Origin of the sequence: Maribacter sp. (genome assembly GCF_016744255.1) — a bacterium.
In the GTDB taxonomy this organism is placed as follows: Bacteria; Bacteroidota; Bacteroidia; order Flavobacteriales; family Flavobacteriaceae; genus Maribacter_B.
Genome location: NZ_JADGES010000042.1, coordinates 15,654 through 28,099 on the forward strand (window position 1 = coordinate 15,654; position 12,446 = coordinate 28,099).

Sequence of the window (12,446 nt, forward strand, 5' to 3'; positions counted from 1 at the left end):
ATTTTATAATGATTACTCCTCTATTCTATTTAAAGAAGCACGTATTAATTTTTTTGTTAAATAATTAAATCGAATATACAACATAATGCCAGAAGCCGTTAAACCGGTTAGCAAACCTATCCAAATACCTGTACTCTTCAACTCGGTATATAAGCCTAGATAAAACGAAATAGGAAAACCAATAACCCAGTAGGCTATAAATGTAATTACGGTTGGTATTTTTACATCTTGTAAGCCCCTTAAAGCTCCTAAAACTACGACTTGAATTCCATCGGATATTTGAAAAAAAGCAGCTACTAATAATAATTTTGCCGCAAGAGCAATTACTTCTGTATTATCGGATACGTTTAAAACATCATCCAAATCTAAATATAACGTTGGAAACCAATTTCTACAAGCCAAAAACAAAATGGCAAATACTATTTCTACTAATAAAGTAAGAAAAAATATAGACTGTCCTATTCTCCTTAGTTCTTTAAAATTCTGTAATCCTTTCTGATTACCAACACGTATCATAGCAGCAACCCCTAGACCCATACCAAACATAAAGGTCATACTACTTAAATTTAAAGCTATTTGGTTTGCTGCTTGTGCGTTTTTACCCAAAACACCACTCAACCATATTGCCCCAGTAAATATGGCTACTTCAAAAAACATTTGGAGTGCTGAAGGAAAGCCCAAGGAAACTAATTTTTTTATAACTCTTTTCTCTATTATTCTAAAATTAAAATTGGTAACATACCCTTTAAATTTCTCCTTACTATAAAGTAAATACCACATATAAGCTATCATGATTATTCTAGAAACGAGTGTTCCTATTGCTGCCCCAACGATACCCATTTTAGGAAAACCAAAACTTCCAAAAATAAGAAGGTAATTAAGAATAACATTAATTACATTGCCCAATATCGTAGCATACATAGGGTATTTTGTTTCCGACAATCCATCAGAAAATTGTTTAAAAGCCTGGAAAATAACTAACGGAATTAAAGAGAACGCTACCAAATCGAGATAGGGAATTGCAAGTGCCACTACTTCTGGAGACTGCTTCATAGAATGCATTACTGGTTTAGCCAAAAAGACTACCCCGAACAATGTTATTCCTAAAATTGCACATAAAAACAACCCATGTTTAAGTGCACTTTTTGCGTTTTTCTTTTCTCCTGCTCCATCTGCCTCTGCAACCAAAGGTGTTATAGCCGTAGAAAAGCCTATACCAAGAGACATGGCAATAAACACAAAACTATTACCCAAAGATACAGCAGCTAATTCTGCCGTCCCCAATTGACCAACCATTATGTTATCTGCCAACTGCACAAATGTATGCCCTAACATACCCATAATTACAGGTACAGAAAGCTTAATATTATAGCGGAATTCTTTCGTGTATTGTCTAAACAAAATTTCTTAGATTAAAGTGTGCAAAGATAAGATTTACGGTAGGCTTAAAAACTATTCTGTTGAAAATTATATAGTTTTGGCTTCTTCCCAAAATACATCCATTTCTGCAAGGGTCATATCTTCTAATGATTTTCCTAATTCTTTTGCCTTTTTCTCTAGATACTGAAAGCGACCAATAAACTTTTTATTGGTTCTTTCTAATGCATTTTCTGGATTCACTTTTAAAAATCGAGCGTAATTAATCATAGAAAACAAAACATCCCCGAACTCTGCTTCCATTTTATCTTTATCACCTATTTCAATTTCCTCTTGTAGCTCAGCCAATTCTTCTTGTACTTTTAAAAACACCTGCTTTGGTTCTTCCCAATCGAAACCTACTCCGGCCACTTTATCTTGTATTCTACTAGCTTTAACTAATGCAGGCAATCCTTTTGGCACTCCTTCTAAAACACTCTTCTTCCCTTCTTTAAGTTTTAGTTTTTCCCAATTACGCTTTACATCTTCTTCATTCTCCACTTTTACATCGCCATAAATATGTGGATGTCTGTGTATTAATTTTTCGCAAATCTCATTGGCGACATCGCCAATATCAAAAGTATTAGTTTCTGAACCTATTTTAGCATAAAATACAATATGCAATAGTAAATCTCCAAGTTCTTTCTTTACCTCTTCTAAATCATTTTCAAGAATAGCATCTCCTAACTCATACGTTTCTTCAATAGTAAGATGCCTAAGTGTTTCCATAGTCTGTTTTTTATCCCATGGACATTGTTCTCTAAGCTCATTCATTATAGTTAATAAACGATCTATTGCCTTTAATTGCGAATCTCTGCTATTCATAATAATAATTTGTGCTAAGGTACAAAGTAGGACTCTTTTGCAAAGTAAAAAACTATTAATTACAGCGTATTAAATTCTTTTATTTATTTCTACTCTTTCGTTTTTCTTCTTTACAAAAGAGCTGCATACTCCTTACTTTCTTAGTAACTTTACTACATCATATTTTACTTCCCTTGTTTTAAAACACTCATCTAATTTAGACTGTTTTAATACTACACATTTTTCCTACTCCATTCCTTTTTTTTTAGCAGTAACTGCACAATTCCCTAATCACTTTTAATACAATTATATTACATTAAAAAACTAATACTATTCCGCAAATAAAAAAACTCAGACAAAATATTTATTAAAAAACAAAGGAACTTCTCTATCTTTAAAATTTGTATCCTACAACTTTCTATCGTTGTTGTTTGTCGAAAATAATTCTAATATATTTAACTAAATACCATATTTGAAATATGCCAAAAAGAGTTTTAATTTTCTTTTTTTTAATTAGTAATATTATTGCTGTTTTTAGCCAAAACAGATTTCAATCAGAAGTAAATTCTATCCAAAAAAAGTACGCCTCCCTATGGGATAAAAATAAAAAAACTATCGTTTTCACTGGTAGTTCTAGTATTCGTTTATGGACAAATATAGATTCTCTTTTCCCTAAACATCAAATAATAAACACTGGCTTTGGAGCTTCTTTATCTAAAGATTTATTATACTTTACAAATGAGCTAATAATTAAATATAACCCAACTAAAGTGTTTATTTATGAAGGTGATAATGATATAGCTTATAACAAAAAACCAAAAAAAATCATAAGTAATATTAAAACGATAATTGAACGAATTAGATTAAATAAAACCAACACTTATATTGTTTTAATTTCAACTAAACCAAGCATAAATAGATGGCATTTAAAGAGAAAATACAAACGGTTTAACAGAAAACTAAAACGAATAACCAAGAAAGACTCCCTATTACATTTTGTAGATATCTGGAGGCCAATGTTAATAGGTGAAAAAATAAATACAAATTTATTTTCTTCGGATGGGTTACACATAAATATGGAAGGATATAAAATTTGGCATACAGCAATTAAACAACACATAAAGTAAACTAGATGAAAAAAGGACACCAATTACTAACAATAATATTTTTAATATTATTAATCTCTGCCTGTAAGGAAGAACAAAAACCACGAATTAAATTTCCTGCTACAGATTTATCCAAGGCGAATATGATGCCTAAACCGTTAAAAATTATTGCTACACATGATGCTTTTGGTTTAGATAGGTACACTGCAATTTACACCACCAAAGGTGCTGCTGGTTTTGAAAGTGTTGGCAATTTTTTAGCGGAGAAAATAAAATCTAAAATAGATTTAGATATTCCTGTGAACTCAGAAAGCACGGAACCTATTGAACGTGTTATCTACATTAATCAATCCGATAGTTTAGATTTAAATGCAACAGAGGCATATCAACTATATATTAATCGAGATTCTATAATTCTTAACTCTAATACAGCTGAAGGTGCTTTTAGAGGCATACAAACGCTACGACAAATTATTCCAGAAATTAGTAATGATACTTTAGCGGAACAAAAAATATGGGCTGTACCATCTGGAAAAATAATAGACAGCCCTAATTTTGAATATCGAGGTTCTATGTTAGATGTTGCTAGACATTTCTTTAGTGTAGAAGATGTTAAAAAATACATAGACCTTTTATCTTACTACAAAATCAATGTTTTACACTTGCATTTGTCTGATGATCAAGGATGGCGTATAGAAATAAAATCCTGGCCTAAACTCACCGAAATTGGTGGTAGCACGGAAGTTGGCGGAGAATCTGGAGGTTTCTACACCCAAGAAGATTATAAAGAAATTGTTGCTTACGCTATGGAAAGGTACATGACTATAATTCCAGAAATAGATATGCCAGGACACACGAATGCTGCTTCTGTTTCTTATCCGTTTTTAAATGGAAACGGAAAGACTCCTAAACTATATAAAGGTACACATGTAGGTTTTAGCACTTTTAACACAAAAAAAGATACTGTATATAGCTTTATTAATGATGTTGTTAGAGAGATATCTGAAATAACTCCTGGTCCTTATTTTCATATTGGCGGTGATGAAAGCCACGTTACAAAGAAAAAAGACTACATATATTTTGTAAATAAAATAGAGAAGATTGTCCAAAAACATGGCAAAAGAATGATTGGATGGGATGAGGTTGCCATTGCAGATGTAGACTCTACCTCTATTTCGCAATGGTGGAATAGCAAAGAAAATTCTAAAAAAGCTATTGCAAAAGGGATGAAAATAATCCTATCACCAGCCAAAAAAGCATATTTAGATATGGAATACGATTCTCTTTCTAAACATGGCTTACATTGGGCTGCTTACATTCCCGTAGATACTGCCTATGTTTGGACACCTGAAAACTTTGGTGGTATCCCTAGAGAAAATATTTTAGGAATTGAAGCTCCTTTGTGGTCAGAGACCATTAGCAACATAGATGAATTAGAGTATTTGGCTTTTCCTAGAATGATTGGATACTCGGAATTAAGTTGGAGCTCCGAGGAAAATAGAGACTGGGAAGACTATAAAGTTCGTTTAGCTAACCAAGCCCCATTCTTAGATCGCATGAATGTAAAGTACTACCAATCCAAATTAATAGATTGGAAAAAGAGCAAGCATACGTATGAGATTATAGAGAAAGATTAAAACTAGAATACTGTAGCAAACAAAAAAGCCTTCAAAATTTGAAGGCTTTTTTTATATCGTGTATAAAGGTTTTATTCTTCCTCTGAACCTTTACCTTCTTTTTTCTCATCAAAATCTGTAATGCCTTGATCATGTAATAAGTTATACCATTGTATTACTTTCTTAATATCACTAGCATAAACTCTATCTTCATCATAATTTGGTAAAACTTCAAAGAAATATTCTTCTAGCTTTATTTTGTCTTCCTTGTGCCCAACAGAAGTTTTTGCCCCTTTTTCTTTTACTTGCATTTTCAAAAATACATCTCTTAAAGGTAATTCCTCTTCTAAGGTATAAATAGCTATTTCTGATAAGACACTTACATTACTACGTAAACTAACACTTAACTTTTTACCATCTACTAAAGATTCAGCAACAAATCCTGTTCTGGTTTGTGTTAATAGCTTATATAATCCTGGTTTTCCAGCAATGGACAAAATTTTATCTAAACCCATATTCTTCTTTCAATTTTTAAGACCGCAAATATGCCACTTTTACTTTAATTAATTGTCTATTATCTACGTTTTTTCATTTCTGGAAAACGCATTCTATATTCTACCGATACTTTCCCTTTAGAAATGTTGCTTAGTCTTCCTTTAAGCAATCGTTTTTTTAGAGACGATAATTTATCGGTAAACAAAACACCTTCAATATGATCGTACTCGTGCTGTATTACTCTAGCCAATAATCCGTTATAAGATTCTTTGTGCTCTTTAAAATTTTCATCCAAATACGTTATTTGTATGGTATCTTTTCTAGAAACATCTTCCCTAATATCTGGAATACTTAAACAGCCTTCATTAAAATTCCATTCTTCACCAGTTTCTTTTGTTATTTTAGGATTAATAAAAGCTTTTTTAAACCCTTCTAACTGTTTTTGCTCTTCTGGTGACATATCCTCATCGTCTGCAAAAGGAGAGGCATCCACCAAAAACAAACGAATAGGCAATCCAATTTGTGGAGCCGCTAAGCCTACACCATGGGCATTATACATGGTCTCCCACATATTATCTAATAATTCTTTTAGCTTTGGATAATCTGCATCAATATCTGTTCCTACTTTTCTTAAAACGGGGTCTCCGTAAGCTATAATTGGTAATATCATTTACTTTCTATTTAAATATGCTTGTAATATTATAGTAGCGCTAATTTCGTCTACTAAAGCTTTATTCTTTCTTTGATTCTTTTTTAATCCGCTATCTATCATGGTTTGGAAAGCCATTTTAGATGTAAATCTTTCATCTTGCCTTTCTACAGGCATATCTGGAAAAACTTTTGCTAGTCTATTTAAAAAAGGGATAATAAAGGCTTCCGATTCTGATGGCGTATTGTCCATTTGCTTTGGCTCCCCAACAACAATGGCATCTACCTTTTCTTCTGCTATATATTTTTGCAAAAAAGAAACTAAATCGTGTGTTGCTACAGTTGTAAGTCCAGATGCAATGATTTGCATTTCATCTGTAACTGCAATCCCTGTTCTTTTTCTTCCAAAATCTATTGCTACAATTCTTCCCAAATTTATTTTTGGCAAAAATAAACGATAAATTGTTATAACTATAAATTTGAAAGATGAATTCCCGTACTTCCACTTATATTTGTGTAAACATTAGATATAAAATGACGGAATTACAAAATATAATAGAAAAAGCGTGGGATAATAGAGAATTATTAAAAGAAAGCGCTACCCAAGATGCCATTAGAAAAGTAATAGATTTATTAGATAATGGCAAATTACGTTGTGCCGAGCCTACAGCAGATGGTTGGCAAATAAATGAATGGGTTAAAAAAGGAGTAGTTATGTACTTCCCTATTCAAAAAATGGAAACTTTAGAGGCTGGTATTTTTGAATACCATGATAAAATTCCATTGAAGAGAGGCTATAAAGAAAAAGGAATACGTGTGGTTCCTAATGCGGTTGCAAGGCATGGAGCGTACATTTCTCCTGGCACTATTTTAATGCCGAGTTATGTAAACATAGGAGCTTATGTAGATGAAGGTTCTATGATAGACACTTGGGCTACTGTTGGCAGCTGTGCTCAAATAGGTAAAAATGTACATTTAAGTGGTGGTGTTGGTATAGGCGGAGTTTTAGAGCCCTTACAAGCATCTCCTGTAATTATTGAAGATGGTGCCTTTATTGGTTCTCGTTGTATTGTTGTGGAAGGTGTTAGAGTAGAGAAAGAAGCTGTTTTAGGTGCCAATGTAGTTTTAACCATGAGTACAAAAATCATAGATGTAACTGGTGAGAATCCTGTAGAAACAAAAGGTATTGTTCCTGCTCGTTCTGTTGTTATTCCTGGTAGTTATACTAAGAAATTTGCTGCAGGAGAATTCAACGTTCCCTGCGCACTAATTATTGGAAAACGTAAAGAAAGCACCAATAAAAAGACTTCTTTGAATGATGCTTTAAGAGAATATGATGTAGCGGTTTAAAAATTCTTTTAAACGCTCCTTAAATTAATTGTAAGTATTTTAAGGAGCGTTTTTTATTAAATTATTTCTAGTGCTTTTTTTAAGGCTTCCGACAAAAAACCACCTTCCATTATTTTTTTTCTAGTTAAAGCTACATTATCCGTCATTTCTTTATATTCTTCCTTGCTAAGGTATTTTAGCTTTTCATCAACCTCTTCTAATGTATTAATAGCTATTCCTAATTTATTAGAAGTAATAAATTTTGCTATTGCCGCTTTTTCCCATACTAGTATAGGCAAACCACATAAAATATATAAAGATGTCTTATGAGGGTTATTATATAACAGATATTTCCCAAAATCACCAGCACATTCTTCTACAGAATTACCATTCCATACTAAACCAAAATTTCCCTTAATTTCTTTAACAACAGCATCTGGAGAGAATACACCTTGGTAATTTATAACAGAATTATTAGGATTAACCTCTTTTTTCTGAAAACCATTTCCATACAACTTTAAAGTAAAATTTCTATTTTTAAAATTATCCATTTTATAAATAAAAGCACTCTTTTCTTTCCCTAAACCTCCTGCAAAAACAATTTTATGTTCTTCATTACTATCCAACAAACCAGTTTCTAATTCTTCATCAAAAGATAAATAATCAAAAAGGTAAAGTGGCACTATTTTTCCTTGGTAGCCATTATCTAAAAACCATTTTTGCATTGCATCATTATGAGCTATAAGAACATCTGCCTTAGAAAACTTCTGCATTTCTTTTTCAATACTCTTTGCCTTACCCATTAAACTTTTAACATCATGAACAATTAATATTATCTTACAACCCTTAATTCTTGCAATAGTAGTAACATAACCATAAAATTTACTAAGAGGGTATTGCATTCCTAATACCGATTTTCTAGGCAATAAGAATAACCCTTTTGTTATACCAAAAAAACTAATTATTGCTCCTATAGCAGAGCTTGCATGTGTGGTTTGTTTAAACCCTAAATTTTTAAAACCATTATTTTCCATAACAACTTCGCAATCTGTTTTTGGCTTAGATGCTGCGTTGTTACTAGATTTATAATTCCGAGAAATATAATATAAGTTCATTCTGTGTTACGGTTAGTTATAGTATCAAATATAGGTATAGTAAAAAAATCTGATTGAAATTTTATGAATAAACCTCATTCTTTTACCTTAAATTTAACACTTTCAAAAGTAGGATGAATAAAGACAACATAAGTAAGAAAAAATACGATTATTTAATAGTTGGCGCTGGGCTCTACGGTTCTGTTTTTGCCCATGAGGCTAAAAAAAATGGAAAGAAATGTTTAGTTATAGACCAGCGAAACCATATTGGCGGTAATGTATATTGCGAAAATATAGAAGGGATAAATGTACATAAATATGGCGCCCATATTTTTCATACCAATAATAAAGAAATTTGGGATTATGTAAATAGTTTTGTCCCTTTTAATAGATATACGAATTCTCCTATTGCAAACTATAAAGGCAAGCTTTTTAATCTTCCTTTTAATATGAACACTTTTAATAAATTGTGGAATGTTAACACCCCAGAGGAAGCTAAAGAAATAATAAAAAAACAAACTTTAGAAGCTAATATTACAAATCCACAAAACCTTGAAGAACAAGCTATTTCTTTAGTAGGAAAAGATATATATAAAACTTTCATAAAAGGATATACAGAAAAACAATGGGGAAGAAAAGCAACAGAACTCCCTGCTTTTATTATAAAAAGATTACCCTTGCGCTTTACTTTTGATAATAATTATTTTAATGACATTTATCAAGGTATTCCTATTGGGGGTTATAATAAATTGACCGAAGGATTACTAAAAGGAATAGAGATTAGATTAAACACGGACTTCTACACAAACAAGGAAGAACTTTCCAAAATAGCAGACACTATTGTATTTACGGGTAAGATTGATGAATACTATGACTACTGTTATGGTAAATTAGAATATCGAAGTTTAAATTTTAAACATAAAATTTTAGATACTGAAAACTACCAAGGTAATGCCGTAGTAAATTATACAGAAGCCTCTATACCTTATACTAGAATTATTGAGCACAAACATTTTGAATTTGGCAAGCAAAAGAAAACTGTAATTACCGAAGAATATCCTGAAGAATGGACTCCTAGTAAAGAGCCCTACTACCCTATTAATGATTCTAGGAATATGGATATCTATACAAAATACAAACAAAAATCATTGGAAAGCAATATCATTTTTGGAGGCAGATTAGCTGAATATAAATATTATGACATGCACCAAGTTATTGGCTCTGCTCTTTCTAAAGCAAAAAAAATATTTAGAACTTAATTAGCAGGAGTGTTAAAAAATTAAAAAAAGAAGCTATTATCTTATTTGTAAGAATATTACATCGTAATTTTATACTTTTTCTAGCTCTCTTGCGTTATAAAAAGAAGATTGAATAAAAAAAAGGCGCAACCTTTGATAAAATCTGAATCTAAAAATTAAGTGTAGGTCAAATTTAAGAATAATGCCAAACAGTAAGGAAAAATTATCCGCTTTAATTATCACTTATAATGAAATAGGATACATTGAAAAATGCATAGAATCTATTTCGTTTGCAGATGAAATTATAGTGGTAGATTCATATAGTACAGATGGTACGTACGAGTATTTAGCAAACCACCCTAAAGTAAAAGTTATACAACACCCTTTTTCTAACTTTACATCTCAAAAAGCTTTTACCTTAAAACAAGCTTCTAATGATTGGGTTTTATTTTTGGATGCTGATGAAGTTGTTACAAAAAAATTAGAAACAGAAATTACAACTACTATTAATTCTGATAACACAAATGTAGCGTATTGGTTTTATAGAAAATTTATGTTTCAAGACCAAACTCTAAACTATAGTGGCTGGCAAACAGATAAAAATTACCGCCTTTTTCGAAGAAGTAAAGCTCAATTTTCTGATAAGAAAATTGTTCATGAAACTTTAATTATAAATGGTTCTTCAGGAATTTTAAAAGAAAAACTAACACACTACTGTTACAAAGATTATAAAGACTACAAAGGCAAAATGCTTAAATATGGTAGATTAAAAGCAAAAGAAGCTTTTTATCGCGAAAAAAAGTTTACCTATTTATTAATGCTTACTAAACCAACTTGGAAATTTTTTAACCATTTTTTTCTACGCTTAGGCTTTTTAGATGGCAAAAGAGGTATTACTATTAGCTATTTAAACGCATTAGGTGTTTTAGAATATTGCAAAGAACTAAAATGTCTAGAAAAAAAGAATGAGCTAGCTTATTATTTAGTGATGCCATGATGCGCCCAAACTAATTTTCTACTTTTAGTTTCCTTTCTTATATCCATATTTTTCGCAATAGATTCCGGAGTTTTATATCCTCTTTTATGGTCTAAATGCACGCAAACGGCACTATACCGTAATTGCTTAGATTTTATACCAAAATTAAACAAGCGTTCTCCCAATTCCCTATCTTGACCTCCATATTGCATACGCTCATCAAAACCATTCACATTTACTATATCTTTCTTCCATCCAGAAGAATTGTGACCGTTCCAACTAGCATTTGTCGGAGTAATTGTATTAAATATTTTAGATATCCACCCTTTAGCTGTAAGTTTTTTATTCTTAAAAGTCTTAGGTATACCCATTTCCATTAACCATTGAATATTAAAACAATTTTGTTTTTTAATATCTTCAGTAGTAATAGCTTTAGATATATTCATGGGTAACATATAATACCCTCCAGATATAAAATAACCAACCTCTTTATTTATATGATGTACCTGAACAAAATCTTCTCTAGGTATACAATCACCATCTGTCATAATAATATACTCAGAATTGCAAGCTACAACTGCCTTGTTTAATATTCTAGATTTTTGAAAACCTTCATCCTCTTGCCATACATGAACTATAGGATAAAAAACTTCCTTAGACATTTGATCAATTAATTCTTTAGTTTTAGGACCAGAACCATCATCGGCAATTACAACTTCAAAATTTTTAAATATTTGACAGTTAAAACCCCATAACACTTTACGAAGCCAATCTTCAGAATTATATGTACTTACTATTATTGAAATTTTTGTCATGATAAAAGAAATCCCTTTTTAATCATTTACTTATATAATTTTAGAAAAATACTAAGTTTTATATGAAGTAAAAGGTTTTTATTACTTTATTTTGAAGAAATATATTTTTAAAAGCAAATCTATGAAAATTGCATTAATTGAATTAACAAAATCTCATGAAGAATGCATCTATAGTCAAATAAAATTTTTAAAAGAAGATAGTAATAAAATACACCTTATAATACATCCAAATTTAGAAAATCAAACCAAAGCATACCATAATATGGTATCAAAAATCAGAATATTTAATTTTGATTCTTCAGTTTTTTTCATAAAAAGAATAATAAAATTATTCAAACTTTATTCATATTTAAAAAATCAGAATTTTGACACTATCATATATAATTCAGCAAGTTCTAAAAAAGAAATCATTGCTTTAAATTTCTTATTACCTCAAAAAAAAATAAAATCTTTTGGAACAATACATAATTTAAAAAAAATTAATAATAGTTTTTCCCAAAAGCTAATAAGTAAAAACTTAAAAAAATACTTTGTTATTAACGACCATCTTTTAAGTCCTTCTTTTAATAATTTAAATATAAAACTACATAGCTATTACCCAATATTTTTTCCTAATTTCTCACCTATAGAAATAGTTAAAGAAAAAGACAGTACATGGATATGCATTCCTGGGGAACTAGATTATAATAGACGGGATTATGATTTAATATTAAATGCTGCTTCTGCATTAAACAATAAAAAAATTCTTTTTATAATTTTAGGAAAAGTAAATAAATCTAATCCTAAAGTTCAGGATTTTTTTAAAACATTAAGTAATAAAAAAATTGAGAATAATTTCTTATTATTTGATTCCTTCATAGACAACAATACTTTTCATGCATACCTAAAAAAATCTGACTATATATGCAC

13 protein-coding genes are annotated in these 12,446 nt (G+C 30.5%); 6 read left to right on the forward strand and 7 right to left on the reverse strand.

All coding sequences use genetic code 11. The features are described from left to right. Positions 1–12: 12 nt before the first annotated feature. Together QZZ51_RS08900 and mazG are read right to left on the reverse strand one after the other, a co-directional pair. Positions 13–1,401 carry an MATE family efflux transporter gene (locus QZZ51_RS08900; RefSeq protein ID WP_291868819.1) on the reverse strand — a complete coding sequence of 463 codons (1,389 nt, stop codon included), beginning with the start codon at positions 1,399–1,401 and terminating at the stop codon, positions 13–15. A gap of 66 nt (positions 1,402–1,467) precedes the next feature. Next, positions 1,468–2,241: a nucleoside triphosphate pyrophosphohydrolase gene (gene mazG / locus QZZ51_RS08905; RefSeq protein WP_291868822.1), complete on the reverse strand. Its 774-nt coding sequence runs from the start codon at positions 2,239–2,241 to the stop codon at positions 1,468–1,470. Between the two features lie 458 nt (positions 2,242–2,699). Here mazG and QZZ51_RS08910 point away from each other — a divergent pair, with 458 nt between their 5' ends. Together QZZ51_RS08910 and QZZ51_RS08915 are read left to right on the forward strand one after the other, a co-directional pair. Beyond that, a complete protein-coding gene (locus tag QZZ51_RS08910) occupies positions 2,700–3,347 on the forward strand; it encodes a GDSL-type esterase/lipase family protein (RefSeq protein ID WP_291868825.1) in 648 nt (215 codons plus the stop codon). Positions 3,348–3,352: 5 nt separating this feature from the next. Continuing rightward, positions 3,353–4,963, forward strand: a complete 1,611-nt coding sequence (locus QZZ51_RS08915; RefSeq protein ID WP_291868827.1) for a family 20 glycosylhydrolase — start codon at positions 3,353–3,355, stop codon at positions 4,961–4,963. A gap of 71 nt (positions 4,964–5,034) precedes the next feature. Here QZZ51_RS08915 and QZZ51_RS08920 read toward each other — a convergent pair whose 3' ends face one another. From QZZ51_RS08920 to ruvX, 3 genes are read right to left on the reverse strand one after another with little or no spacing between them, the layout of a single operon-like run. Continuing rightward, positions 5,035–5,457 carry a DUF5606 domain-containing protein gene (locus QZZ51_RS08920; protein WP_291868830.1) on the reverse strand — a complete coding sequence of 141 codons (423 nt, stop codon included), beginning with the start codon at positions 5,455–5,457 and terminating at the stop codon, positions 5,035–5,037. 59 nt (positions 5,458–5,516) lie between these two features. Continuing rightward, positions 5,517–6,107, reverse strand: a complete 591-nt coding sequence (gene def, locus QZZ51_RS08925; protein WP_291868833.1) for a peptide deformylase — start codon at positions 6,105–6,107, stop codon at positions 5,517–5,519. Next, complete coding sequence (ruvX, locus tag QZZ51_RS08930) at positions 6,108–6,518, reverse strand: Holliday junction resolvase RuvX (RefSeq protein ID WP_291868845.1); 411 nt, start codon at positions 6,516–6,518, stop codon at positions 6,108–6,110. It abuts the gene before it with no gap. A gap of 101 nt (positions 6,519–6,619) precedes the next feature. On the opposite strand from ruvX, the gene QZZ51_RS08935 reads away from it, so the two are divergent. Then, entirely contained in the window at positions 6,620–7,435 is an 816-nt protein-coding gene (locus tag QZZ51_RS08935) for a 2,3,4,5-tetrahydropyridine-2,6-dicarboxylate N-succinyltransferase (RefSeq protein ID WP_291868835.1), read from the forward strand. Positions 7,436–7,491: 56 nt separating this feature from the next. Here QZZ51_RS08935 and QZZ51_RS08940 read toward each other — a convergent pair whose 3' ends face one another. After that, complete coding sequence (locus QZZ51_RS08940) at positions 7,492–8,529, reverse strand: beta-1,6-galactofuranosyltransferase (protein WP_291868837.1); 1,038 nt, start codon at positions 8,527–8,529, stop codon at positions 7,492–7,494. A 113-nt stretch (positions 8,530–8,642) separates the two neighbouring features. On the opposite strand from QZZ51_RS08940, the gene glf reads away from it, so the two are divergent. Both glf and QZZ51_RS08950 read left to right on the forward strand, forming a co-directional pair. Next, on the forward strand, positions 8,643–9,767 hold the full coding sequence (gene glf, locus QZZ51_RS08945; RefSeq protein WP_291868838.1) for a UDP-galactopyranose mutase: 1,125 nt from the start codon (positions 8,643–8,645) through the stop codon (positions 9,765–9,767). A 181-nt stretch (positions 9,768–9,948) separates the two neighbouring features. Then, entirely contained in the window at positions 9,949–10,743 is a 795-nt protein-coding gene (locus tag QZZ51_RS08950) for a glycosyltransferase family 2 protein (RefSeq protein ID WP_291868840.1), read from the forward strand. Here QZZ51_RS08950 and QZZ51_RS08955 read toward each other — a convergent pair. Further along, positions 10,725–11,537 (reverse strand): glycosyltransferase family 2 protein, encoded by an 813-nt coding sequence (locus QZZ51_RS08955; RefSeq protein WP_291868842.1) that lies wholly within the window; start codon positions 11,535–11,537, stop codon positions 10,725–10,727. The two genes, QZZ51_RS08950 and QZZ51_RS08955, sit on opposite strands and share 19 nt — an antisense overlap. Before the next feature lie 121 nt (positions 11,538–11,658). Here QZZ51_RS08955 and QZZ51_RS08960 point away from each other — a divergent pair. Next, the coding region (locus QZZ51_RS08960) for a hypothetical protein (RefSeq protein WP_291868844.1) at positions 11,659–12,446 on the forward strand (788 nt) is incomplete at its 3' end.